The sequence below is a fragment of the Helicobacter pylori genome (genome assembly GCF_030062585.1).
Taxonomy (GTDB): domain Bacteria; phylum Campylobacterota; class Campylobacteria; order Campylobacterales; family Helicobacteraceae; genus Helicobacter; species Helicobacter pylori_CN.
In genome coordinates this window covers 545,251-569,704 of the sequence record NZ_CP071935.1, presented here as the reverse complement: position 1 = coordinate 569,704, position 24,454 = coordinate 545,251, and the positions used below count along the sequence as shown (strand labels likewise).

Sequence of the window (24,454 nt, the reverse complement as noted above, 5' to 3'; positions counted from 1 at the left end):
CTTACTTCTTATTCATTTCTAAAGCTTTTCTTCTTTCTTCAAGCTCTTTTTCATCTCTTTCTTGATGTTCCCTCGCTCTTTGTTCAAATTCCCTCGCTCTTTGTTCGGCTTTGGCTTTTTTCTTTTCTTCTTTCAAGCGGCGTTTTTCCTCTTTAGAGCTTGGTTTTGGCGCTTCTTTTTTAGAGGCGTTTTCTTTTAAGACAGGAGTGTTTTCTGTGTCTTTTGGAGTGGCGTTGTTTTCACTACTTGGCTCATTAGCGGATTCTTGCTTGATTTCTTGCTCGTTTTCTTTGGCATTGACTTTTTCATTGCCTTTATCCATTCCTAAAGCTTTTCTTCTTCCTTCAGTCTCTTTTTCGTCTCTTTCATCATGCTCTTTTTCTCTTTCTTCAAATTCCATAGCCTTTTTGGTGGCTTTAGTTTTCTTCCTTTCATCTCTTGAACGACGCCTTTCTTCTTTAGTGTCAAGTTTTCGCTCTGCTTTTTGGTAGTTTTTCTCTTCTAAAGTGGGAGCGTTTTCTGCGCCTTGATTGGCTTTTTTAGGCTCTTTAATGGCTTCTTGCTTGATTTCTCGTTTAATTTCTCTAGAATCAATCCTTTCTTCTTGCTTTTTAATCCTCACTTCTTTGCGTTTTTCTTTTTTTACTAAAGCGTCATAGTAAGCGAAGTAATTTTTAGACTGACTGCCTGAAAAAAGTTTCCCTAGCGTGCCTGCATCAATGCCCTCAACCCTAGAAAAAAACGGCGTGGAAGTTTTAGTAACACCGCTTGTATCTAGCTCTCTTTTTTCTAAAATTTCAAAACTCTCACAGCTTAAAATATTGAGCGTGTTCGTGGTTACAATATAAATCACCCCCACGCTATAAACATTGCACGCTTTCCTTAAATTAGCGGTTTTTGGGTCAAACCCATTCAAAAAGGTAACCAACAAATCAGAGCTAATAAAATTAATATCGGTGTTAGTCGCTCTGATTTGCTCATAGAGTTCATCATTAGGAGCGATTAAAAACGCTTGGTTGTTGAATTGCCTAAAATAGACTAAATCCCCCTTTCTAGCGACCATTCTTGGAGTGGGTAAATGGATTTGTTTCATAGACTCAAACGCTCTGAATTTAGCCGTTGCGACGCCATTTTCAACGGCAATAATGACCACTTCAGAATTAACGATTTCATAATCTGAAAGTTTAGTAACGACAAAACCAAACTCCCCCACTTTCAAATCATGAGCCGGAAAACGAATGATTTTTTTAGGCAAATCCACAAATTCTATACTCACTCTTAAGGGTTCTTGCCAAGAGGCTGATTGCAAGCTTATAAAACTCATTAGAAGAAGTCCTATCAAAAGCCTTAACATACAATTCCTTTTAAACATTTTTAAACTTTTTTAAATGCCATAAAATGGCTAAAGACAATCCGGTGGTTTTAGCGTATTGAAAATCCATTATAAAATCAAGAGCTTTTGATCGCTCTAAAAACAGCACTTCAATCTTTTCTGCATCAATCCCCCCACCCTTTGAAACCTTCAAATTCTTATGCACTTCAGCGTAATAGAGCGTTTGCAAACTCCCGCTCAAGCCGGTCGCGCTATAAAATTGGCCTATGGTTTCTAAATTTTTAGGGCTAATTTGATAACCGCATTCTTCTAGCGCTTCTTCGCAAGCGATTTCTTCTAAACTCTTATTAGCCTTATCCACAAGCCCCGCGCACAATTCATAAGTGTATCCGTCAATATTTTGATCTTGATCGCGCTTAAAATAAAAATTACGAGCATAAATGGCTGGGCGGAATTGTTTCACAATCACAAAGCAATCGGATTCTTTTTCATAAAGCAAAATAGCCACGCTGTCTAAAGACTTAATAATATCCCATGTTTTCTTAGTATTCTCTTCATTATAATGCATGCGCTTTAATTCTATAAAATTAGAGCCAGAACAAGGCTCTAAATACACACTGGAATCATCCACTAAAGATTTTTGATTGAAAATATTCTTAAAATAAGACATTAAAAACCCTCTAAAAGATAAAATGAATTTTTTTCAAAAGAATGGGTTTTAAAAAGTTCTTCTAATTTTTGCTTAGAATGCTGAGCTTTTTCTAAAAAAACCTCTCTTTGCTTGCCGTATAATTTGCTTTTAGCGGTGCGGATATAGCCTAAAGGATTGATAGGGCGGGAGTTTTTATACACGCCAAAATGCAAATGCGGCCCGGTGCTTAAACCCGTGCTTCCCACTCTGCCTATGATTTGTCCTTTTCTAACGAACGAGCCTTTTTTCAACCCCTTAGCAAAAGAACTCATGTGAGCATACACCAAGCGCAATTCATTCAAATGGATTTCAACCACCTTCCCATACCCTACCTTAACCCCTATAAAACCCACACGGCCGTCTGATGCTGAATGGATCAAGCTGCCATGTTTAGCCGCATAATCCACGCCGTAATGAGGCCGTCTGACTTTTAAAACAGGATGGAACCTCCCATAAGAAAAAGGCGAAGAAATGCGGGTGTATTTCACCGGGGTTTCTAGTAAAAACCCTGCTACTTCTTGTGCTTTTGAGTCATAATAACGCCCGTTTGAATGGGAAAAAAGATAGTATTGGTGCAAACGAGAGCTAACCATTGCCATTTTAATGGTCGGCTGGCCAAACGCTTGCCCCACACGATAATCCCTTGTATAAACGATAGCGATTTTATCGTTTTTCACTAGGCGTTTAAAAGGCACGCTTTTTTTATACGCGTTCATCAATTGGTTGGCTAAAAGGGGGTCATTGGTGGCTTTGACAATATCTTGATAGGGCGAAGTTTGTAAGGAAAGAAGGAGGGTTCTTTCTTTACGAGTGAAAACAATGGGGATAAAGTCTAAAAAATAATCCTCCCCTTTTTTGTAAATATGGATTTGCAAATCCTGGCTTATAGGGATAAGGGCTTGAATGAGCGTGTTATTTGCATCTCTTAAAGTGTAGTAGGTAACATTGCTTTGGATTTCAGCGCTCAATTCTTTATCTTGAGAGCTTAGGTTGTAGTAGAGTTTTTGGGGAATATGGTTTTTTTCTAAAAACCCTAACAGCGTGAGCTTATCCCACACAAGCCTTTCGCCCACCAATAAAGTTTGCTTTTTAGCCATTCCATCGGCTTTTAAAAGAACCCCATAGGATAAAGGGAATAAAAAAGCAACTATTAAAGAATAGATAAAATTTAAAATAATTTTCTTATGAAAAAATACCATGCAGTCGTTTAATGCCTTCAATTGAATCTGTATTTTATTAGTATAACATAAGCCATTAAAGAAAAACGATACAAGTTTAAAGCCCAGCCTTGTTTTTATAGCTTTATGAAGCGCGTTTTATTGATACATGGTTATTCCCCATAAATGGTTTTATCCCACCTAGACCTTTATAGCGTTGGATATTTATTCCCTTTCTAATCAATCCGTATTATCAGTTAATTTTGAAGTATTTTTTCTAAAATCTTTAACACATCGTTATGGTGCGCTTGGCTTAAAAGTCCAAAAATTTTAAGCATTTCTAAAAACACAAGAGTGTTGGTTTTATGGATAATCAAAAGAGCATGCTCTTTGAGTGCAGCCGTTCTGTTTAATAAGGGGGTAGCGGTTTTTAACTCCAAAATAGAAAAGCAAAAATACAGCATGGCTTGGGTTTTAGAGCCGTATTGTTGTTCTCTAATAACGATTTCGCTCAACTCATTATCATTAAAAGAATGTAATTATTTAGCTAGCTCTAAGCTTCTTAATTTTCTAATGCTAACTTTTTAAAAACTATTTCTGTATTCTACCATAAATTTTGAAATTTTGTTTATAGAATAAAAATCGGAAAAATTTTTCTTTACAATTTTATTATTAATAGGGGAGAGATGTTTATATAATTGCAATTACTATATTATATATATCTTTTTTATTCTTTTTTTATAAATAGGCTCCTTATTATTGATTTTTTATAAATTACATTCTTACTAGAATGTTAGTTTCTGTCTCTAAGTCTCATAGAAAGGGACTTGAAAACTATGGCAAAGACATTAAAACCTAATTTAGATAAAGATGAGTTAAACACACTTTATAAGGCAAATCTTGCTTATGCTAAAAACACGCATGAGCATTATTTCAAATTTAAAAAAGATTTAGACTACAAACTCTTTAATCCTAGCATTATGCATGAGCAAGGTTCTATAAGCTTTGTAGGCGGACAAGGAGCTAAAAGATTATTAGACATACTCTACAAGCTCGCATTTAATGCTAAGTCTAATAAGATTGCCCTAGATAGACATTACGCCAAAATGTTTTTGCAAGTTGTAGCAAGAACTCTAAGAAAGAATGTCAATATATTAGAAGAGCAAGGTTTTATTGAAGTCATTAAAGGAAAACAAAGATACTTGTATGTGTATCTTAAAGATTACAGAGAATTAGAGGGCTATAACTACGTAGGAACTAATCAAAAGAACAATATCCCATCGCCTTTTTTCTTACAGATTATGCGTTTCTTAGAAAAGTTTGCCAAAGAAATTGAGAGAGTAAAAATTAACAACAAAGAATGTGTTATGCATATTCCTAGCCAAGAGCTTATGCAAAGAGTTAATAATGTTGTTTTAAAATTCACGCCTATTTCTAATCCTAATACCACTTACACTTTATCATACAAGGATTTAACAAACAAAGACATTCCTTCTAATCTTTGTTTCTATCAAACAGCCATTGTGAAGAAAAATCTCTTAAAGGCTTTAAAAGACAAAGAATGTGTAGGCGAACCTATTAACAACTCACCCAAAGTTTCAAACTACTTTCAAGAGAGTGCTTAAGAATGACACCAAGCACAACTTTAAATATTTGTTTCAATAAGAAAAACAGCAAACTGATTTTACAAATTGATTTTTCGCAAATGTATACCGAAACACAAGAAAAGTTTTTAGCGGATTTGTTTGAAAAAGCTTTACAAAAAAATCTACAAGCTTATTGGATAACAACAACTGAAACTAAGAATGAATTAACAAGAGAAGAGTTTTCAAATTTACTAAAGGAAAACAATGATTGAACTAATCTTACACAAGAAGTCCATACAAATTGATGAAACATTGCTGAATGTAAAAGAGTATTTAGAAAAGTTTTATTCAAACAAAAAACAAGAGACAATCGCAAAAACCTTAGAGAGCCAAACAGAGCTTACTTGCAGTTATTTATGGGATAAAGATTTTTCATTGCTAGAAAAGCATTTAGAAAATAGCTTAGGGCATTTTACTTTTGAGAGTGAGTTTGCCCTACTAAAAGACAAAGAGCCTTTGAATTTAGCTCAAATCAAACAAATCGGTGTTTTAAAGGTTATTACCTATGAAATGACACAAGCCTTAAAAAATCAAATCATTCATTTAACGCAAGTTGTCAATGAAGAAAATTTAGAGTTTGATGAAGAACTTGTTATTTATCACTTAGATTTTAAGCTCAATCAAAATACTTACAAAGTGTTAGCGAAATTTTGCGTGATTAAAAAAGAAAGGAACATTGCATGAAAAAATTAAGGCATTTTAGAAAGCTTATCGCCTTTTTAGGTTTTTCACCTCTTTTATTACAAGCGGATATGACTACCTTTTTTAATTCCATTGAACAACAGCTCACTAGCCCTACGGCTAAAGGCATTTTAATGGTTATTTTTTTAGGACTTGCTATTTTCATATGGAAAAACTTAGATAGATGGAAAGAAATTTTAATGACCGTGCTTGCTATTGCAATTGGTGCTGCAATCTTTTTTAAAGCCCCAGCCTTAGCTAACTGGTTTATGAGTATTTTTTAAAAGAAGTCCCCATGCAATTAGTTGGTATTTCAGTTTCTAATCTCAAAGAAATCAGCTCCAAAGAAAAATTTCTTTGGCTCAATGCTAAGAGTTTTTTACTCTCAGGATTTGTGCCTTTTATTATGATGCCTTGGCTAGATATATTGAACTCTTTTGTGCTTTATGTGTGCTTTCTCTTAATTTTTAGCATAGCGGAGTTCTTTGATGAAGATATAAGTGACATTTTAATCGCTCATTCCAAAATTAAAACCAAAGCTAATTCATTTTACGCTTAAAAGGAAAAAATATGCAAAAAGAAGTCTTAGTAGAAAAACCTAATCCATTAACCATTTCTTACAACTTAGAACAAGCTATCTCTAGCTTAAAATCAAGTGTGAATGCGTTAATGAAAAAAGAAGCTCATTTAGATGCCTATATTCTTGTTACTAATATTAGAAATATTGTAGATGAGTTGCATAAAGAAGTTGTTTTAGCTAATCAAAGCAATAAAAACACCCCTAAAAGAAAAAGAAAGTCTTCTTAATGTTAGAAAGCGCCCTTAAATATTGCAAGGAAAAAGCCATAGACCTTTTAGCAGGGTTTGTGCCAAAAACCTATTCTATGGCACAGGAGTGCAATATTTTAGGCTTGTATGATGATACTTTCATTATTACCAAACAAGAAAATCTAGTAGGCATTATATCCTTACAAGGACTAAGCTATTCTAATTTAATGCAAAAAGACTTAGAGGGCTATTTTGATACTAGACAAAATGTTCTCAACACCATTAGTAAAGACATTCAATTAAGAATTGTGGCTAAAAGGCGTAAGGAATTTATCAATCAAAGTCCAAATATTGACAATATTTATGCCAAAGCTATTATCACACAATTTGAAAGCAAGGAAATCTATAAAACAGAGTATTTTTTAGTGTTTGAAACTATCACTTCTAATGTCAAGTCTTTCTTTGAAAAAAAGAAATTGGAAATGACTACTTCAATTAATGAAGAGTTAGAAGAAAGCTCTAAAGAAGATAAACAAGAGAATGAAAATAGCTCCAATGAAACTCATTCAAACACAAGCTCTAAAAAAGACAAGAAAAACAAGTTCAAAAAAAAAGATAACCTTTAGCACCACAAGTAAAAGAGCCTTACTCATTCAAACCATAGAAAGAGTGAAAAACGCATTAAGAGAGTTTAAACCCACTCTCTTAAATTCTAAAGAAGTATTAAATTTCTACGCAGAATACATCAATGGCAAATACATCGCCTTTAATCCTAAATTAAAGCGATTAAGCGATAGCTATATTGCATCTAATGTGCATTTTAAGAAAGATTACTTTGTCATTGAATTTCAAAATCAAAACACCTTTTGTGCGTGTGTGGGGATTAAGGCTTATGAGAGCGAAGAAATTTCTTCGCTCCCTATATCTACTCTTTTACACACCCAAATTGAACTAGATTTAATCTTTCATATCCGCTCTTTAGGGCAATTTGAAAGCCTGAATTTTTTAAAAACTAAGAAAAAGCTCACGCTTTCTAAAATAGTAAAAGCTGATATTGATAATTATATAGAATTAGTGCAAGCCAATCGTTTGAGCATGCAAGAGTGTGCTTTAAACTTAGTTATAAGGGCTAAAAGTAAAGCTAAATTAGACAAGTCTTTAAAAGAGATTTTATCCTTGCTTAATAATGCTGGACTAGGCAGTGTTACAGAAACTATAGGGCTAAAACCATCTTATTTTTCATTCTTCCCAAATAACGCCAATATCAACCCTAGAATGAGACATCAAACTTCCCAAGTCATAGCATCTTTGATTTTGTTTGAGAAAAATAATACAGGTTTTAGAGCAAATTCTTGGGGGGATATGCCCTTATCTGTGTTTAAGAACCTAGACCATAGCCCTTATTTGTTTAATTTTCATAATCAAGAAGTCAAACATAAGGGCGTGTTAGCCCACAATGTCGCACGAGTAGTGGGACATACCATGATTATAGGAGCAACAGGTGCTGGTAAAACCACACTCATTAGCTATTTGATGATGAGTGCCTTAAAATATTCTAACATTGATATTTTAGCTCTTGATAGACTAAATGGTTTGTATTCCTTTACCAAGTATTTTGATGGGATTTATAATCAAGGCGAAAACTTTCATATTAACCCTTTTTCATTAGAAGATAGTGCAACTAATAGAGCCTTTTTATTGCATTTTTATGCCCAAATGGCAAAAGTGGATAGTTATGATGACCATAAGGATAAAGTAGAAGATAGAACAGCCATTTTAAATGCTATTGATACGATGTATAGAAATTATAACGATGAAGTCAAACAAGCCAAATTTAGCAACCAAGAATTACCTCTTCCTTTTGATTTAAAAGAGTTTGTCAATGCCATTGTTAAAACCAATACAGACATTTTAGATAGTAGTTTTGAAGACTATTTAAAATCTTCCTTATTTTCTAGCCGAATGGATAGTCTAGATTTTAAAACTCGTATTAGCACCATAAATACCGATAGCATTTTACATAATGATGATGACGCTGGGCTTTTAGCCTACTATGTCTTTCATAAGATGATTGACAGAGCCTTAAAAATCAATCGTGGGTTTTTATGCTTTATTGATGAGTTTAAGTCTTACGCTCAAAATGAAATGATGAATAAAAAAATCAATGAAATCATTACTCAAGCTAGAAAGGCTAATGGGGTGATTGTTCTAGCCTTACAAGACATTAACCAACTAAGCGAAGTGAGAAACGCTCAAAGCTTTATAAAAAATATGGGGCAATTGATTTTGTATCCCCAAAGAAATATTGATACCAAAGATTTAAACGATAAATTTGGCATTAGACTAAGCGATACAGAAAAACATTTTTTAGAAAACACCGCCGTTAATGAATACAAAGTCTTACTCAAAAACATGAATGATGGCTCATCTAACATTATAGATGTGAGCCTAAGTTCTTTGGGTAATTACCTACAAATCTTTAGCTCTAATTCTAGCATGGTAGAACACATTGATAATCTCATTAAGCATTACCCTAAAACTTGGCGAGAAGTCTTTGTGAGTAACAAACACGAAAATTTTGATGACAAAAAACACTTAGAAAAGGTGCTTAAATGAAAAACATCATGCGTTTAGTTTTTGTGATAGTGGCTATGTTTCTATGTGCATGCTCAGAGAAATTCATAGAAATGAAAAAATCCCCTTGTGCGTTAAAGGACTTAAACAACTCTTTTTTAAGGGGGACACATGTCTAATTTGCAAGAACTTAGAGAGCATTTAAAAGAATTAGAAAATTCCTTTGAAATAGGCTCTTTTACTAAAGAAAATATTAAAGAATACGCTAAATGCTTTTTTATGAGTTTAAGCATGTTTTTAGAAGAACAAGAAAAAAACCAACAAGAAGAGTTTTTAGAACAAGATACCAAAGAAAATCAAGAAGAGCTAATTAAAAGCATTCAAACAAGCATTGCTAAAAACCAAGAGTTAGAAAAAATCTCTTTTGAAAAATGGGAGAATAAAATTCAAGAAAGGGTTTTGCCTAAGTTAAAACGCATTGTTACGCATAAGTTGCAAGAAAGTATCACATCTAGCATAAACACGCAATTAGAGAGTTGTGAATTACCCAACCGCTAAAGCGATTGGGTAATTCACTAACCAGACTAACCAAGAAACACAACCTAGCACTAACTACAACACACAGCCCAATTCTATGCAAACACCTATGCCAAATCAAAACCCTTATTCACAACCCACTACACCTATACAAAATAACCAACCAAATAACACACAAACTCAAACAATGCTAAATAACGCCAAGCAATTCACTAATAACGCTCTTAATAAAACCAAGCAAACTATCACTAACGCCACTAATTATGTTAATGATAAACTCACCCCAAAACCTAATGATGCGCCTATTAGTGCGTTTAGTGCTAATAGCCCTTATGCAAATAAAGAAAACTCCAAACAAACTCAAAAGAGCGATGAAGTTTTAAGCGATGATAATAGCGATGAAGATAATTCTTTAAAACCTATGACAAACTTCAATGCCATCCAAGCCAATTTTTTTGCTAAAAATCGCTCTATCAAAGATAACACCCACTTTATCCACTACACCATAGGCGATACTTTCAATATTCGCCTAAGATATGCTATGACAACCACTTTTATTTTTGATGAGCCAATCGCACAAGTGGTTCTAGGCGATGATATAGGCTTTTCTACTAAAATGCTTGGCGAAGATAAAGAGCATTTAATTTCTAATATCTTACTCGTTAAGCCCTTGCAAATTGGCGTAGATAGCAATTTAACTATCATTGGAAAAAGCGGTAAGGTCTATAGCTTTTATATGTTTTCAACCACATATACTAGCTCTAAAAACCCAGCCTTAATGGTGTATATTTCTTCTAAAGAGTATTTTAAAAATTTCACTACCACTAAGAAAGAAATCAACAAAGAAAATAAACCCACTCATAGCACCCAAAACAAAGACATTAAAACAAGCCATAATGTCCCTAAAAAGATAACTAAAAAATCACCAAATATTAAAGAGCAAAACCCACTTACAAAATCTAAAAACCCTACTACCACTAAAATAGCGTTAGCAAATGCTCCCATTTCTTTAAATCGTTTCAAATCCCCTAGCTATCCACCTAGTAACGCTTTAGCTAATTCTAGAAAGGCTTCAGAAAATTTTAAAGTGATTAGCAATCAAACTAAAACTTTCAAAGAGCATAGACACAGCCAAGATGAAATGAAATATGTGGATTACTCCGCCAAAATCAAAGATGATGGCAAATTCATTAAAATTGGGGACAATGTCAATCACATCTATATCAACAAGAAAAAAATGGAATATGGCTATGTCATTATAGACAAGAAAAAACGCAAATGGTATTGCTTATGGATGTGTAAAAAGGTTGTCAAATCCAAATACAAAGATGATTTACCCACTCAAATCTTTAATGATGAGCAATTTACCTATTTTAAATTTAACCGCTCTAATGCTAGAAGTAAATTCCCTGTAGTTTATAAAGTTATAGATGGCTATGATAATCCTGTTAATAGCAGAGTAGTAGGCGATTACTTAATCGCTGAAGATGTCTCAAATCAATGGAATTTAAAGCTTGGTAAAGCCTATCTTTGTATAGAAAAGATAGCAAAGAGGGCAAGATGAAACAATCCTTGCTTAAAAAGATAGGCTTAGGTGTTGGGGGCTTTGTTGTTTTAATGGCATTAGGATTGCTTGCTAATAAAGGCTCAAACAATAACAATAAAGAAGAAATCTTCCAGGTAAGTGAGAGTAAATTCCCTTTAAGTGATTATTTCTTTGAAGAAGTCAAAGAAGAGCCAAAAGAAAAAGCCAAAGAAATACCAGAAGTAACTACCCAAGAGCCTACAACACAAACTAGCCCCAATCCTAGTGTTTCAGCTAATCCTAACATTAAAGATTATAGTCATCTTAACAACAATCTTAATCAGCAAAATAATACTATCACGCATTTACAACAAGTTTTACAAAGCCCCTCTAAAATAAAGCCTAAACCAAAGCATACTAAAGAGCAATTAGAATTTTTAAACACACGCCTTAAACCTTTAGAACCAACTAAACCAGCCGCTAAGCCTGAGACGGAATACGGCGTGGATAGTTTTACTAATTTAAAATATAAAGACATCGGCACTAATGAGCATAAGCTTTTAAGAACTATAACCGCTGATAGAATGATACCAGCCTTTTTAATCACGCCTATTAGCTCTCAAATTGCTGGAAAAGTAACCGCCCAAGTAGAGAGCGATATATTTGCTTCTATGGGTAGAGCGGTGCTAATCCCTAAAGGCTCTAAGGTTATAGGCTATTACAATAATAACAATCAAATTGGACAATACCGCCTTAACATTGCTTGGACTAGAATTATCACGCCTCAAGGCATAAACATCATGCTCACTAACGCAAGGGGGGCTGATGTGAAGGGTTATAATGGCTTAGTAGGCAAATACATTAGCCGAAACTTTCAACGCTATGGTATCCCCTTACTCACTAACACGCTCTCTAATGGTCTTTTAATAGGAATTACTTCAGCCTTAGCTAATAGGCAAAATAGAAATGGTGATGGCAACCCTTTTTTTGGGGATTACTTGCTTATGCAACTCACTAGAAATACAGGCATGGGCATCAATCAAGTTATCAATCAAATGCTAAGGCAATATGGAGCGCAAAACCCCATTATCATCATTAGAGAGGGGAGCAGAGTGTTTATTAGCCCTAATTTAGACATCTTTATCCCTAAACCAAAAGATGGGGAGGTTTTAGCGGAGTTCTTTAAAGAGAAAAAACCCCCAATCAAAACAAAAGAGGAAATTAACAATGAAGAAGAAATCTAATGTGTTTAAAATTTTAATGAGTTTATGTGTAGCACTTTCAAATAGCCATGCTCTTGTCATTCAGACTATGCAAGATTGGAATTTAAGAAAAAATAGCGAATTTAAGGCTTTAGTTGTTGTGGGTAATAAGGTGCAAGAAAATACCATTGCTATGGGTAATTACAAGGTTTCTAAAAACAGAGCTAATCTTTCTATTAGTGTAACGCATATTAAAAAGGGCAATGATTATAAGACCTTACAAAGCCCCCCAAACGCCATTAAAGAAATTAAAAGCAAACTGGTTCTTAAAAAAGGCACAAGGATTGTCTTAGGCGGTGAAAACGATAGTGAGATGTCTAATGCCATAGGGGTGAGTAAAAGTGCTTATGTCTCTAGTAAAAATGGCAAAGGTTTTAGTGGGAGTGGGGCAAGTGGCATGGGATATGCAAGTGGTTATGGAGACACAAGCAATAACGCTGGCTCTAATGGTACAAGTGCAAATGGAGTAAATGGCACTTCTGGTGATAATGGGGCTAAAGGGGAAAATGGAAGTAGTGGAGCAAATGGAGCTAATGGCACAAGTGGTTATCAAGGCGTAGGCTCTAACCCATTCCCCCCAATTGCTGGGAGTGGAAATGGCTCTAGTGGGAGTTCTAATAGTGGCTATACCCCCTTTATGAGTGGAGACGGAGGTATAGGAGGCATGGGAGGGGGCTTTATTCCTTTCCCTTATTCTCCCGGACTTCAAAATGGTAGTGGTGCTAATGGAATTAATGGCACTAATGGAATTGATGGCACAAGCGGAGCTAATGGGAGTAATAGTGCTAATGGAGGCACTGCTAGTACAGATAGCCATTATACCAATGAATTTTGCACCGCTCCTATTAGAAATGGCAATACGATGAATATAGACATTGTGGATAGAAATGGCTCTTGCTTTAAAATGCAAGCTTTTAGAAATGACAATGTCTGTCAATACAACTACGACTTTGAAAATATGAAAGCCATTAAGCAAACACAATTTTATTTTATCAACAGAGAAAACAAAAGTATTAACATTGGGGGTTGTGTGGATTTATATGGGGAGCAATTTGAATTTCCTATGTATGAAGATGCCAATAAATGCAAGCTAGATACCACCACTAATAAAGGCTATGGAAGTGGCATGGCAAGTTTTTTTCAAACAGAAATTTTATTTCGTGGGCTTGATAACTTAATCCATGTAGCTAAACCTTGCACTGATTTTGCAAATGTGCAAGAACAATTAGTTAAATACGATAATGACCCAAGCACTCGCACTGTTCAAAGAGTGATTGATCAATACTATATTAACCCCATTACTAAAGAAAAAGTCTTTATCAGTCATGATGTGGTTAGTCCTTTAAAATTTAGCTACCAAACTTATGCGTGCGGTAAATGGCAGTTTGATAACGCTAAATTAGAGGCTTATCGCCCCACTCAAATTCGTATCTTTGATACGGTGTCTAACCAATACTACAATGTAACAGGCTGTGATTACACTTCTGATATGGGTAAAGTGCCTAAAATTATCCAACCTTATACCAAAATCAATGTAGAAAGTAGCGTTAAAGGCGAAGATGTAGGCGATTTAGACACTATTAGTGGCTCAAATTATGATTTGCCACAATATACCACTTTTGAAATTCAAGAAATGTCTTTAAATAGCAGTCAATGGATAACCACTTCTTATTGTGATGATGGATGGGGGTCTTGGACTAAAACACACAGCTATACAGGCTATTCTCAAGGTAATTTACGCACCCTAGCTAAGTGGGTTACACGATATCAGACTATCAATCAAGGCACTACGATTGGATATATCCGCCCTAGAAATGAGGGCGATAGTGATGCTGTGTATGACACCTATAAGTATTACTATGTCTCACAAGCTCAAAAAACACTCAAACGCTTTCCATCCACTATCTATGTGAATACCCCTAATTTAAGCGATGAGTATCGCAAAAATTTTGAACTCACTGTATTAAGCCAAAATCTTAATCTCAATAATGGTGTTAAACAACTCATTAACACACAAGAATTTACCAATTGGCAAGCGACTTATTATCGCCCTAATGGGAATGGCAATCTTTGTATGAGTTATAACTTTAGCTCTGGAAATGCTTGGAAACCTAGCACTAAGGGTAAATATTGCTCATGGGCGCAGACGCCTAATGCTAATTACTCATGCGCTTCGCACAACAATTGGGTTGTCCCAAACAATTAAGAAAGGAAAAAAATGAACACTAATTTAAAGAAAGCCTTGTTTTTAACTACTCTTGGTTATTTGCAAGCTAATGAGGGCTTTTTAGCCATTATGCCTGATGAAAATAAACAAGAAGACATTTCTCAAGAACAGAAATTAGAACACAAAATGGAGCAAAAAATTGCTCCACAAAATACCCTTAAAAAGCAACAATCAGCTCCTTTACAAAGTGCTGAGTTGTTACAAAGTCAAGTTAAAAGAGAAGTTAAAGAGCAAAAAAAGTCTCAAAAACACCTAGTAGCTATGCAAACTAAAAATGGCTTTTTCTTAGGCTCAGAAATTGCTATTACAGGCACAAGTTTAAAACAAAGTTTAAGCCTTATTTCTAATGCTACAGATGATTTACTCACTTATAGCAAGACTTTTAAAAACGCTAATTTTAATATGGGACTATTAATAGGTTATCAGCATTATTTTGGAGCTAGTAAAAGGCATGGGATTAAAATCTCAAGCCATTTGTATGGAGGCACACCTAGTGATGTAAGCACAGACATAAAAATTTACCAATCTAAAGTTAGCGCTAATTACACGCCTTTAAATTTTGGCATAGATGTGAAGTATTTGTTTGATTTTTTAAATGTCATTAAAAAGAACCGCCATACACTAGGATTAAGTGTGGGCTTTGGCTGGCATATGCAATATTATTTTGCAAAAATAGACCCCATAAAAACCAGCCATAGTGAGTTTATCACTAATAAACCTAAAGATATTTTTAATCATGGTTTTTATCCCACTATTGGACTACATTATTACTTAAACCATCATCAATTTGAAGTGAATTATCGCTTTGGAGGAGCAATTAACTATCAGTCAGTTGTGCCTAGCAAAATTGTCGTTCAAAACGGGAATTTTAAGGGCGAGGTCTTGTTTTCTAATTTTCTTACCAAAGCGACTAATTCTAGCTACATAGCGTTCAACTACGCTTATTTATTTTAATTTTAAGGAGCCAATGATGTCAGATGAAATCACGCAAGAAAACGAGTTAGAAATTAACTCCAATAATCAAAACCAAGAGCCAAAGGAAGTAGAAAAAATGCCATTGAATAATATTCAAAAAGCTAAGGAATTAAAAAACAACGCCAATTTAATTGTTCGACGCACTGATGAGTTAGATAAGGCTATCAATAAGCGTGAAAGCTTGCAAAGAGAGTTTGAAAGACGCATTAAGCACTTGGATAACAAGATTGAAACGCTTAGTAACAATATTGAAGAATTAAAAAGAAAGTAATTCTATGGACTTAGACAAACTCAAAGATTATAGGGCTTTAAGAAACGCTATTTTAAGGCTATTGCCTTATTTAGATAGCGGTATTACAGAGCTAATTATGAATAAAGAAAAAGAAATTTGGCTCTATAAGCTTAATGGAGTAAGAGAAAAAGTCTTTGATGAAAATTTAGACAAAGCCTTTATTCTGGGGTTTGGGGAACAATTAGCAAGTTTTAGAGATTTGTTTTTTAATGCTAATTACCCCACCCTTAATACTTCCATTCCTACTTCTAGATACAGAGTGAGCATGAACCACTTTGCTATTAGTGCGGATAATGAATTGAGTTTGAATATTAGAGTGCCAAGTGATAAAAAGTTTGATTTAAAAGCTTTCAAGCTTTCTAGTATCTGTCAATACGATTATGAGTATTTACAAAACTTAATGATTGAGGGCAAAAACTTACTCATTAGTGGAGGCACAGGCAGTGGAAAAACGAGTTTTTTAAACGCTCTAATTGAGTTTATCCCCAAACACACACGAATAGTAAGCGTTGAAGATAGCGAAGAATTAGATTTAAGAGCGTTTGAAAATCATAAATCCTTGTTAGTGGATAAGACAGAAAGCTCTAAATTTACCTATGAAAACGCCTTGAATATGGCAATGAGAATGAGTCCTGATAGACTTATGGTAGGCGAGATTGACACACGAAATGCCTTGCTTTTTTTAAGGTTTGGCAACACAGGACATAAAGGAATGGTTTCTACTTTACATGCAGATAGTGTGCATGGGGTTATAGAGGCGATTGCTTTAAATCTACAGATGAATAAAAGTGGTTTAGATGTCAGTGTAGCAAGAAAATTCTTTGAAAGCAGTGTAGATATTGTCGTTCAAATTGTGCTTGATAAAGCCACTAACACTAGATATATTCAAGAAATCTTACCCACCAAAGAATTAGAAAGTAGCTTATGAAAAAGTATCAAAACAAGCGAAAATTGGGTAAGCGTATCAATTGCTTTATTTCAAATGAATGTAAGGACATTTTAGAAAATTATTTAAAAGTCAAAAAAATTAGCGTTACTGAGTGTATAGAAAGCCTTTTATTAGCCCTAGACCCTAGCAAAGAAACACTAAAAACAAAAGAATTTTATGAAAGCTTGTTTAAAGTCATTAGTATCAATCAGCATGTCTATAGAGAACTCATTGCTAATAGTAATAATCTCAATCAATTAACTAAAAACACTAACATTGCCATTAAGTATAACAAACCCTTTTATTTGCAGAATTTAGCATTCTTAGAAGAGATTTTTAAGACTATGGATACGCTCAATAAAAACATAGAAGATTGCAAAAAAGTCTCTTTGGAATTATTACTTCAAATTTACAAAGAACAAAAAAGCCAAACAGAATTTAACGCCATTTCAAAAATTCTCAACGCTCTTAATGAAAAACAATCTACTACTGAGCCAAAAAAGGACAACGCATGAAAATGCAATTTGTGAAGGCTTTTTGCGTGCTTTTTAGCATTTTACTTATCCCCTTATTTTTTATCTTGGCAAATTATTACACTTTTGATGCCTTAAAGTCGTTGAGACAGGCTTATTTCTTTTCTCAAAGCGTGTTTATAGGGCTTTATAAGGGGGCGAGTATCTTAGATTTAAAATTTGAAGTCTATCTTACTATGCTAATCTCTTTAATGCCCTTTGTGGCTACGATTTATATCAATTTCCCAAAAACCACAGAAACTTCGCATGGCTATGCGAGATGGGCTAATGTTAAAGATATAGAATGCTTTAAAATTTTTAGCAAAGAGGGCTTTTGTAAGGTAGTGCATAGATTAGGGGTGCAATTTGATAATGGCTTTATTCTAGGTAAATTTGGTTTTCCAAAGCTTAGAAATGTGTGCTATGACAAGCCCTTAGGAGCGATGATTGTTGCACCCCCTGGTGCTGGAAAAACTGCATGTGTGGCTTTGCCAAATTTATTGACTTTGCCTAATAGCTGTATTATCACTGATATTAAAGGCGAACTAAGAGATAAGACCGCAGGTTATAGACAAAAATTCTTAAACAATAGAATTTTAATTTTTAATCCTTATGATAACACTTGCTATTTCAATCCTTTTGATAAAAGGATTGTTGAAAAGATGACCTTTGCGGAGCAATTAAGGCATGTTAAAGCAGTAGGCGATGGTATTTTTGTAGATGAAGAAGACCATTGGGTATCTAAAGCTAAAGAGCTTTTTGTCTTTTTTGCTCTTTTACAAGTAGTAACCAAAGGGCATAGCTCTTTTTATGATGTCTCTATCGCACCAGCTAATGATTATGCCCCCTTAATACACCCTAAAAGCCCTTATTACAAGCAACTTTACCAACACGATAAAAAGACAGGCGAAGTTATCTTAGACCCACAAACTAACGCCCCCATGAAAAATCCCCAAGCTAATGTTTTAAAACTCTTTTTAAATCAAGTGGCTGACCAAAAATACATAGATATGAATGATGAAAAAAACTATGACCCAAGAGAACCTGAACCCCCTTATGGAACAAAAGGGGCGTTAGATGAGATTATAAGGACAGATGCTAGGAGTTGGGCAAACACCCCTGATGATGAATTTGGGAGCATTATGTCTTCTTTTAAGCGTTTTATGTATGTCTATAAAGACCCAAAAGTGCGTGAAGCTACTTCTAAAATGAGCTTTGATTATGAAGAATTAAGAACGGGCAATATCAGTATTTATATTGTAGTCGCTCAAATTGATATAGGCACACTTTCTTCTTTAGTAAGAGCCTTTTTAGAGAGTATTGCTAAAAACCTTATGGTCAAAGAAAGCTCTAAACCTGAAGAGCGTATTTTTATCATTGCTGATGAATTTGTTAGATTTGGTAAATTGCCTTTCTTGTTAGAAATGCCTGCACTTTGTCGCTCTTATAATGTCGTTCCCTTATTCATCACGCAAGATTATGCGATGATTAGAAAATATTATAGCGATGATGATTTGAAAATCTTAAAAGGCGTGGTGCATTATAACCTAACGAGAATAATCCCATTACACCACAAGAGCTTGAAAATTCAAACTTAAAAGAAAGCGAGAAAGACAATGAAAGTCCCATTACCTTAGAAAATGCTAATGAAAATATAGAGCAAGGAAATCACAATGAAATTGATGAGATTTTAAAAAAGCCACTGAGTGAAATCAGTATGGAAGAGAAAAGAGCCTTGTTTAAGAAAATGCAACAAGGCGATGAAGAAAGCGAACAAGAAGTTACACAAAGCACCCAAAGTTAAATTTTAAAAGGAGCAACAAATGGCTTACAAACCTAACAAAAAGAAGTTAAAAGAATTAAGAGAGCAACCCAACTTATTCAATATCTTAGATAATGGCGATATTGCAATAAACAATCCTGCTGAAGAATCAGACAAGGCCAATGAAATACAAGATCCACTCCCTTATGTCGTGAAAACTCAGATCAATACAGCAAGCATGATTTCTAGAAATCCTATTGAATGGGCAAAGTATTTAAGCTTTGAAAAACGAATATATAAGGATAACAGCAAAGAAGATGTCGCTTTCTTTGCCAATGGTGGGATAAAAGAAAGTTCTCGTGTTTATGAAGCGAATAAGGAAGGGTTTGAAAGGCACATCACTAAAAGATACGATCTGAAAAGTAACAAAATTATAACACGCCCTACTAAATAATCAAAATTCTTACTTTATTACAAAGTAACAAAATTATAACACCGCCCGCCGAAGTGGTAACATTGCTATAATGTTGAACTAAAATAATATTATAGAATTAAGTTAAAACTAAGCTATAAAAAGCGTGGTGTCGTCTTTTTTGTTTTTCTTAAGCACTAAAATGCAAGTAGCGATATTCGTTCCAAAAAAGAGGTTTTCAGGTAAAGCGATCACGCAGTCAATGAAATTTTCTTTCACTAAATACTCTCTGATTTTTGCTTCAGCGTTCCCTCTATAAAGCACCCCGGGAAATTCCACGATCGCAGCAGTGCCGCTATTGGATAAATAAGAAAGCATGTGCATGGTGAAGGCGAGATCGGCGGCATTTTTGGGCGCTAACACACCGGCTTTATTAAAGCACTCATCATTCATTAAAAGGGGGCTACTATCGCCCACCCATTTAGTGGAATAAGGAGGGTTGGAAACGATCGCATCAAAAGGCTCGTCGTCTTCATGCTTTGGGTCTAAAAGCGTGTCCCCATGTGCGATGTGGAATTTAGAGTAATTGATGTCATGCAAAAACATGTTGATGCGGCAAAGGTTGTAAGTGGTCAAATTGATTTCTTGCCCAAAATACCCTTTTGAGACGTTTTTATCGCCTAGCACTTTAGAAAATTGTAAGAGTAAGCTCCCGCTCCCACAGCATGGGTCATAAACTTTATTGACGCTCTCTTGATTGTGCAGGGTGATTTTAGCGAGCAGTTCGCTCACTTCTTGGGGGGTGAAAAATTCCCCTCCGCTTTTGCCGGCATTGCTCGCATACATGGCCATTAAATATTCATAATTTGTTGCTATTGACGTCTAAATCCGCAAACAAGCCTTTGACGTTTTCTTCTGATGGAGTGTTAAGGCTGGATTTTTCTATTTCGTTAAAAATATTTTGTAAGGTTACATTGAGATCTTCATTATTGGGCGCGTTTTTTAGCGCATTACAAAATAAAGCGCTTGGCGGGATGAAAAAGCCTTTTTCTTCAATGGTTGATTTTCTTACGATTTCAGCCTCTTCATCGCTTAATGAAGCGTAATCAAAGCTAGGATCAAGCTTTCGCTCGTATTCATTGTGGTGATTAGCCATGTTTTCTGAAATGTAGCGGTAAAAAAGAATGCCTAAAACGTATTGCTTGAAATCCCAACCATCCACTGAGCCTCTCAATTCGTTCGCCACTTTCCAAATGGTGTTGTGCAATTCGTTGCGCTCTAATGAAGCATGGTTATTAAATTTCGCGCTCGCTTTGTTTGTGTTTTCCATGATATAAGCCCCTTTTTTGCGTTTTGATTGGCGGTTTTGTTTGGCGTTGGGCGCGCACCCTTTAAAGGTTTTACTATAGCAAAGAATATTATTTTTTTATTCCTTGCGTTTTCTGTGCGTTTTTGGGGTAAATAAGCTATAATCGCCCTTTTAAAATTCATTTTTAAAAGGGGTTTGAATGGTATTTGACAGAACAATCAGCGTAAGAGAAAAAAAAGTGGCTAAAACGCTTGGGATTGTGGGGATCGTCTTTTTTATTTTGTTTGGCATCGTAATAAGCGGGGTGGCTTTTCAAAAAGAGTGGGTGCAACAATTGGATTTATTTTTTATAGACTTGATCCGCAACCCTGCACCCATTCAAGGGAGCGCATGGCTTTCTTTCGTGTTTTTTAGCACATGGTTTGCGCAAAGCAAGCTCACCACTCCTATAGCCTTACTCATTGGCTTGTGGTTTGGGTTTCAAAAACGCATCGCTTTGGGGGTGTGGTTTTTCTTTAGCATTTTATTAGGTGAATTCACCTTAAAATCCCTTAAGCTTTTAGTGGCGCGCCCACGGCCTGTAACCAATGGCGAATTGGTTTTCGCGCATGGCTTTAGTTTCCCCAGTGGGCATGCTTTGGCTTCAGCGCTTTTTTATGGCTCTTTGGCGTTGTTGTTATGCTACTCTAACGCAAACAATCGCATTAAAACGATTATTGCTGTGGTTTTGCTTTTTTGGATTTTTTTAATGTCGTATGATAGGGTTTATTTGGGGGTGCATTACCCTAGCGATGTTTTAGGAGGGTTTTTATTGGGGATTGCTTGGTCGTGTTGCTCTTTAGCGCTTTATTTGGGGTTTTTGAAACGCCCTTATAATCAATAAAGGCTTTATTTAACCAAACACTGACAACTAAAATTTTTAGAATTCTATTTTTTGATAAAACTCATTCTCTTAAGGGGATAGGGGGTATTTTGCGATAATACCCCCTTAACCCCCTTAAGAAACCCCCTAACCCCCAAGACCGCTTTTTCAATAAGCTATCGCTTGATTAAAATCAAGCTCTTTGCTATTTTTTACAAAAACGCTTAAAGCGTTTTTTAAAACCTCGTTTTTTAAAAAGAAAGTTTATGAGTTAGGGTATAGCTCCTCTTTCTTTTTAACCTCATCAAATTCATCTTTATAGCGGTATGAGTGAGCCGGGTCATAATCCACAACGCTCTTTAAAAAACCGCTGAATTTTTTATTTTTGTCGCTAAGTTCTTGAGCCATAGTGTAATCAATTTTTTCTTTGTATTTAGCGTTCAATAAAATAGCGCTTTTATCCTCATCCATTCTTAAATCAATCACGCCAATCCCAAAACTCGCATGCAAACGCTTCAACAAATCCATGAGTTGGGGATTATGCGTATCAATATGACGGCCCACCAAATACCCCTCATTAGCCCACGAGCTGTTAGAAATCGCTTGAAAATAACACTCCCTGCAATTATTCACGCTGATTTCTTTTTTCAATTCAAAGCTCACCAATTTAACGGGCAAAGTGTCAAATTTCTTAGAAAAAGCGATTAAATTTTCATTAGACAATTCAGCATGCAAAAACCTAACCCCCACCATGTCCGGATAAAGCCACCTGTCCATGCCTTTTGGCGATTTCAAACTCTCTTCATGAAAAATGGTTTTCGTGTAGCATTTCAAATTTTCATTATGAATAGCCATGTAAGTTAAAAAAGGGTGTAAATCCCTTTCATGCATGATTTCATGCATGATTTTATTATGCGCGATTTTAGCGCTTGAAACGCTTATTTTTTCAGTATTTAAAACCGGCTCTTTAGCCACATCTTTTAAAGCGATTAAGACCGGCTTTTCTTGCGCTTTCAAAAAAGGCACTTCTTCGCCCTTTTTTAAGGCTGTATAAATAAAGGCGCTAACGCTTTGGTGTGGGGTTTTGCCCCCACAATCAAACATGTTTGTAATCTCACCTTTTTCAAAAAGCTCTTTGGCTTTATCATAAACTTCAGTAACCTTAATCGGTCCTGTAATCTCTAAAACGCTTTGAACGATTTCAATGTCTTGCGGTTTCATTTTTTGCTCGCTAAATACTCTTCATAACTGCCTTTAAAATCAATGATTGAAGCGCCTTTAGGGCTTGGGACTAATTCAATGATCCGGTTAGCATACGCATCAATGAGCTCTCTGTCGTGGCTTATGCAAATCACTGCCCCATCAAATTTAAAGAGCGCTTCACCTAGTGCGATAATGGCTTCTAAATCCAAATGGTTAGTTGGCTCATCTAAGACTAAGAAATTCCCCCCCTCTAACATGAGCTTGGATAAAACCATTCTATGCTTTTCGCCCCCGCTTAAAGCGTTCACGCACTTTTCTTGCTCTTCACCATTAAACAGCATCCTCCCTAAAGCGTTTCTCACCTCAGCGCTTTCAATCTTTTTATTGAAATTAAAGAGCCATTGATACAAGGTCTCTTCCCCGCTAATTTCTTCGCTCACGTTTTGAGGGAAATACCCTCTTGAAACCGTCGCTCCCCATTTCACCACGCCCGTATCCGGCTTTAACTCTTCTACTAAAATCTTACAAAGCGTGGATTTACCCACGCCGTTTGGCCCTATGAGGGCGATCTTGTCTTTAGGCATCACTTTCAAGCTCACTTGATTTAAAACAATTTGCCCATCATAACTTTTAGAGATGTTTTCGCACTCTAAAGCTTCATTACCAATGGTGCGTTTGGGTTTGAAAATAATGCTAGGATCCCTCCTACTAGATACCGCTAAACTTTGAATGTCTAATTTATCCAGTTGTTTTTGGCGGCTGGTGGCTTGCTTGGCTTTAGAAGCGTTAGCGCTAAAACGAGCGATGAATTTTTCCAGCTCTTCTTTTTCTTTGAGTTTTTTATTGCGTTCGGCCTCTTGCTGTTTAGCGATCAAGGTAGAAGCGATATACCAATCGTCATAATTCCCGCTAAATTCGCGCACGCTGTGAAAATCCAAATCCAAAATATGCGTGCATACCGCATTTAAAAAATGCCTGTCATGGCTGATGACTACCATCGTGCCTTCATGGCGTTTGAGGTTGTTTTCTAACCATTCAATGGCGTTTAAATCCAGGTTGTTAGTCGGCTCATCTAAAAGCAAAATATCCGGTTTAGGGAATAAGACTTGAGCGAGAAGGATTTTAAATTTATCGCTGCTTGGCAAGGTTTTCATCAAATCATTGTGCCTAGAGCTAGGAATGCCTAAATCTTCTAGGATTTTTTCAATCACCACTTCGCATTCATACATGGGATCTTCTTCCACGCAAATGGTTTCTAACTCCCCTAATCTCGCATTCACTTTATCATCGCTCAAATCGCCTTCGGTGTATAAGCGCTCTTTTTCTTTGATAGCGTCATACAAACGCTTATTGCCTATCAAAACCGCATCTTTAAGGCTCAAATCTTCAAAAGCGTATTGATCCTGCCCTAAAACCCCCATTCTCATCCCGCTTGTGATGATGACTTCCCCACTGCTACAATCAATGCTCTTGCTTAAAATCTTTAAAAAAGTGGACTTTCCTGCACCATTAGCCCCAATAAGCCCGTAGCGCTTGTTTTTATCCAGCTTGATATTCACGTTTTCAAACAATTTTTTAGTCGCATAGCGTTGCGTTAAGTTGATGGTTTGTAGCATCTTATGATTTCCTTATTTTTTGTGATTAGAGAAAGTTTATTGTAGCGTTTTCTTTGCAATATTGTAACCCTTGCTTATTATGGTTATTCATAAGGCCTTTGACGCCCAAAATTTGATCGAGCCTATATCTATCATTTCCTCTTGATTTTTTATTCAAATTAAGGTAAAAATAATGTTTTAAA

19 protein-coding genes and 7 pseudogenes are annotated in these 24,454 nt (G+C 35.4%); 19 read left to right on the top strand and 7 right to left on the bottom strand.

All coding sequences use genetic code 11. From position 1 onward, the window contains the following. Window position 1: 1 nt before the first annotated feature. From pgbA to J5F42_RS02710, 4 genes and pseudogenes are all read right to left on the bottom strand, one after another. Window positions 2-1,354, bottom strand: a complete 1,353-nt coding sequence (gene pgbA, locus J5F42_RS02725) for a plasminogen-binding protein PgbA (RefSeq protein WP_097699892.1) — start codon at window positions 1,352-1,354, stop codon at window positions 2-4. A 10-nt stretch (window positions 1,355-1,364) separates the two neighbouring features. Beyond that, window positions 1,365-2,003, bottom strand: a complete 639-nt coding sequence (locus J5F42_RS02720; RefSeq protein WP_097699891.1) for an NUDIX hydrolase — start codon at window positions 2,001-2,003, stop codon at window positions 1,365-1,367. Beyond that, window positions 2,003-3,223: a peptidoglycan DD-metalloendopeptidase Csd3 gene (gene csd3, locus J5F42_RS02715; protein WP_097699890.1), complete on the bottom strand. Its 1,221-nt coding sequence runs from the start codon at window positions 3,221-3,223 to the stop codon at window positions 2,003-2,005. Before csd3 ends, J5F42_RS02720 begins: the two co-directional genes overlap by 1 nt. 215 nt (window positions 3,224-3,438) lie before the next feature. After that, a pseudogene (locus J5F42_RS02710) lies at window positions 3,439-3,720 on the bottom strand (R.Pab1 family restriction endonuclease); the annotation flags it as partial. 297 nt (window positions 3,721-4,017) lie between these two features. Here J5F42_RS02710 and J5F42_RS02705 point away from each other — a divergent pair. From J5F42_RS02705 to J5F42_RS02620, 18 genes and pseudogenes are all read left to right on the top strand, one after another. After that, window positions 4,018-4,806, top strand: a complete 789-nt coding sequence (locus J5F42_RS02705) for an integrase (RefSeq protein WP_143429347.1) — start codon at window positions 4,018-4,020, stop codon at window positions 4,804-4,806. A 2-nt stretch (window positions 4,807-4,808) separates the two neighbouring features. Beyond that, complete coding sequence (locus tag J5F42_RS02700; protein ID WP_079359218.1) at window positions 4,809-5,039, top strand: hypothetical protein; 231 nt, start codon at window positions 4,809-4,811, stop codon at window positions 5,037-5,039. Further along, window positions 5,032-5,511: a hypothetical protein gene (locus tag J5F42_RS02695; RefSeq protein ID WP_097699675.1), complete on the top strand. Its 480-nt coding sequence runs from the start codon at window positions 5,032-5,034 to the stop codon at window positions 5,509-5,511. Before J5F42_RS02700 ends, J5F42_RS02695 begins: the two co-directional genes overlap by 8 nt. Then, window positions 5,508-5,792, top strand: coding sequence for a TrbC/VirB2 family protein (locus J5F42_RS02690; protein ID WP_000736106.1), 285 nt, complete (start codon window positions 5,508-5,510; stop codon window positions 5,790-5,792). Before J5F42_RS02695 ends, J5F42_RS02690 begins: the two co-directional genes overlap by 4 nt. An 11-nt stretch (window positions 5,793-5,803) precedes the next feature. Then, on the top strand, window positions 5,804-6,067 hold the full coding sequence (locus tag J5F42_RS02685; protein ID WP_001177718.1) for a hypothetical protein: 264 nt from the start codon (window positions 5,804-5,806) through the stop codon (window positions 6,065-6,067). 11 nt (window positions 6,068-6,078) lie between these two features. Then, complete coding sequence (locus J5F42_RS02680; RefSeq protein ID WP_001168532.1) at window positions 6,079-6,315, top strand: hypothetical protein; 237 nt, start codon at window positions 6,079-6,081, stop codon at window positions 6,313-6,315. Continuing rightward, a pseudogene (locus J5F42_RS02675) lies at window positions 6,315-8,892 on the top strand (VirB4 family type IV secretion/conjugal transfer ATPase). Before J5F42_RS02680 ends, J5F42_RS02675 begins: the two are co-directional and overlap by 1 nt. After that, the gene (locus J5F42_RS02670) at window positions 8,889-9,029 is read left to right on the top strand and encodes a hypothetical protein (protein WP_000789926.1); all 141 of its coding nucleotides are present in this window, start codon (window positions 8,889-8,891) and stop codon (window positions 9,027-9,029) included. Before J5F42_RS02675 ends, J5F42_RS02670 begins: the two are co-directional and overlap by 4 nt. Then, window positions 9,022-9,387: pseudogene (locus J5F42_RS02665) on the top strand (hypothetical protein); the annotation flags it as partial. The gene J5F42_RS02670 and the pseudogene J5F42_RS02665, both read left to right, overlap by 8 nt. Before the next feature lie 34 nt (window positions 9,388-9,421). Beyond that, window positions 9,422-10,951 (top strand): annotated as a pseudogene (locus tag J5F42_RS02660) (TrbG/VirB9 family P-type conjugative transfer protein); the annotation flags it as partial. Beyond that, a complete protein-coding gene (locus J5F42_RS02655) occupies window positions 10,948-12,156 on the top strand; it encodes a DNA type IV secretion system protein ComB10 (protein ID WP_097699677.1) in 1,209 nt (402 codons plus the stop codon). The pseudogene J5F42_RS02660 and the gene J5F42_RS02655, both read left to right, overlap by 4 nt. Further along, on the top strand, window positions 12,140-14,380 hold the full coding sequence (locus tag J5F42_RS02650; RefSeq protein WP_283491517.1) for a dermokine domain-containing protein: 2,241 nt from the start codon (window positions 12,140-12,142) through the stop codon (window positions 14,378-14,380). Before J5F42_RS02655 ends, J5F42_RS02650 begins: the two co-directional genes overlap by 17 nt. A gap of 12 nt (window positions 14,381-14,392) precedes the next feature. Continuing rightward, window positions 14,393-15,355 carry a hypothetical protein gene (locus J5F42_RS02645; protein ID WP_097699744.1) on the top strand — a complete coding sequence of 321 codons (963 nt, stop codon included), beginning with the start codon at window positions 14,393-14,395 and terminating at the stop codon, window positions 15,353-15,355. A 16-nt stretch (window positions 15,356-15,371) separates the two neighbouring features. Beyond that, window positions 15,372-15,647 carry a hypothetical protein gene (locus J5F42_RS02640; RefSeq protein WP_001278752.1) on the top strand — a complete coding sequence of 92 codons (276 nt, stop codon included), beginning with the start codon at window positions 15,372-15,374 and terminating at the stop codon, window positions 15,645-15,647. A 4-nt stretch (window positions 15,648-15,651) separates the two neighbouring features. Then, window positions 15,652-16,596, top strand: coding sequence for a CpaF/VirB11 family protein (locus J5F42_RS02635; protein ID WP_097699743.1), 945 nt, complete (start codon window positions 15,652-15,654; stop codon window positions 16,594-16,596). Continuing rightward, on the top strand, window positions 16,593-17,111 hold the full coding sequence (locus J5F42_RS02630) for a replication regulatory RepB family protein (RefSeq protein WP_097699742.1): 519 nt from the start codon (window positions 16,593-16,595) through the stop codon (window positions 17,109-17,111). The genes J5F42_RS02635 and J5F42_RS02630 overlap by 4 nt, the downstream gene beginning before the upstream one ends. Continuing rightward, window positions 17,108-18,912: pseudogene (locus tag J5F42_RS02625) on the top strand (type IV secretory system conjugative DNA transfer family protein). The gene J5F42_RS02630 and the pseudogene J5F42_RS02625 overlap by 4 nt, the downstream one beginning before the upstream one ends. A gap of 19 nt (window positions 18,913-18,931) precedes the next feature. Next, window positions 18,932-19,288 (top strand): annotated as a pseudogene (locus tag J5F42_RS02620) (helicase); the annotation flags it as partial. Window positions 19,289-19,438: 150 nt separating this feature from the next. Here the strand turns inward: J5F42_RS02620 and J5F42_RS02615 are convergent. After that, a pseudogene (locus J5F42_RS02615) lies at window positions 19,439-20,612 on the bottom strand (type I restriction-modification system subunit M); the annotation flags it as partial. Window positions 20,613-20,790: 178 nt separating this feature from the next. Here J5F42_RS02615 and J5F42_RS02610 point away from each other — a divergent pair. Then, window positions 20,791-21,474, top strand: a complete 684-nt coding sequence (locus J5F42_RS02610; protein WP_283491516.1) for a phosphatase PAP2 family protein — start codon at window positions 20,791-20,793, stop codon at window positions 21,472-21,474. A gap of 243 nt (window positions 21,475-21,717) precedes the next feature. Here J5F42_RS02610 and J5F42_RS02605 read toward each other — a convergent pair whose 3' ends face one another. Then, window positions 21,718-22,674 (bottom strand): COG2958 family protein, encoded by a 957-nt coding sequence (locus J5F42_RS02605; RefSeq protein ID WP_283491515.1) that lies wholly within the window; start codon window positions 22,672-22,674, stop codon window positions 21,718-21,720. Next, window positions 22,671-24,272: an ABC-F family ATP-binding cassette domain-containing protein gene (locus tag J5F42_RS02600; protein ID WP_202142581.1), complete on the bottom strand. Its 1,602-nt coding sequence runs from the start codon at window positions 24,270-24,272 to the stop codon at window positions 22,671-22,673. The genes J5F42_RS02605 and J5F42_RS02600 overlap by 4 nt, the downstream gene beginning before the upstream one ends. Window positions 24,273-24,454 lie beyond the last annotated feature (182 nt).

What these genes read in the sequence shown, in the direction of transcription:
- pgbA (WP_097699892.1), bottom strand. Translation starts at nt 1,354, where the DNA reads ATGTTAAGGCTTTTGATAGGACTTCTTCTAATGAGTTTTATAAGCTTG.
- J5F42_RS02720 (WP_097699891.1), bottom strand. Translation starts at nt 2,003, where the DNA reads ATGTCTTATTTTAAGAATATTTTCAATCAAAAATCTTTAGTGGATGAT.
- csd3 (WP_097699890.1), bottom strand. Translation starts at nt 3,223, where the DNA reads ATGGTATTTTTTCATAAGAAAATTATTTTAAATTTTATCTATTCTTTA.
- J5F42_RS02705 (WP_143429347.1), top strand. Translation starts at nt 4,018, where the DNA reads ATGGCAAAGACATTAAAACCTAATTTAGATAAAGATGAGTTAAACACA.
- J5F42_RS02700 (WP_079359218.1), top strand. Translation starts at nt 4,809, where the DNA reads ATGACACCAAGCACAACTTTAAATATTTGTTTCAATAAGAAAAACAGC.
- J5F42_RS02695 (WP_097699675.1), top strand. Translation starts at nt 5,032, where the DNA reads ATGATTGAACTAATCTTACACAAGAAGTCCATACAAATTGATGAAACA.
- J5F42_RS02690 (WP_000736106.1), top strand. Translation starts at nt 5,508, where the DNA reads ATGAAAAAATTAAGGCATTTTAGAAAGCTTATCGCCTTTTTAGGTTTT.
- J5F42_RS02685 (WP_001177718.1), top strand. Translation starts at nt 5,804, where the DNA reads ATGCAATTAGTTGGTATTTCAGTTTCTAATCTCAAAGAAATCAGCTCC.
- J5F42_RS02680 (WP_001168532.1), top strand. Translation starts at nt 6,079, where the DNA reads ATGCAAAAAGAAGTCTTAGTAGAAAAACCTAATCCATTAACCATTTCT.
- J5F42_RS02670 (WP_000789926.1), top strand. Translation starts at nt 8,889, where the DNA reads ATGAAAAACATCATGCGTTTAGTTTTTGTGATAGTGGCTATGTTTCTA.
- J5F42_RS02655 (WP_097699677.1), top strand. Translation starts at nt 10,948, where the DNA reads ATGAAACAATCCTTGCTTAAAAAGATAGGCTTAGGTGTTGGGGGCTTT.
- J5F42_RS02650 (WP_283491517.1), top strand. Translation starts at nt 12,140, where the DNA reads ATGAAGAAGAAATCTAATGTGTTTAAAATTTTAATGAGTTTATGTGTA.
- J5F42_RS02645 (WP_097699744.1), top strand. Translation starts at nt 14,393, where the DNA reads ATGAACACTAATTTAAAGAAAGCCTTGTTTTTAACTACTCTTGGTTAT.
- J5F42_RS02640 (WP_001278752.1), top strand. Translation starts at nt 15,372, where the DNA reads ATGTCAGATGAAATCACGCAAGAAAACGAGTTAGAAATTAACTCCAAT.
- J5F42_RS02635 (WP_097699743.1), top strand. Translation starts at nt 15,652, where the DNA reads ATGGACTTAGACAAACTCAAAGATTATAGGGCTTTAAGAAACGCTATT.
- J5F42_RS02630 (WP_097699742.1), top strand. Translation starts at nt 16,593, where the DNA reads ATGAAAAAGTATCAAAACAAGCGAAAATTGGGTAAGCGTATCAATTGC.
- J5F42_RS02610 (WP_283491516.1), top strand. Translation starts at nt 20,791, where the DNA reads ATGGTATTTGACAGAACAATCAGCGTAAGAGAAAAAAAAGTGGCTAAA.
- J5F42_RS02605 (WP_283491515.1), bottom strand. Translation starts at nt 22,674, where the DNA reads ATGAAACCGCAAGACATTGAAATCGTTCAAAGCGTTTTAGAGATTACA.
- J5F42_RS02600 (WP_202142581.1), bottom strand. Translation starts at nt 24,272, where the DNA reads ATGCTACAAACCATCAACTTAACGCAACGCTATGCGACTAAAAAATTG.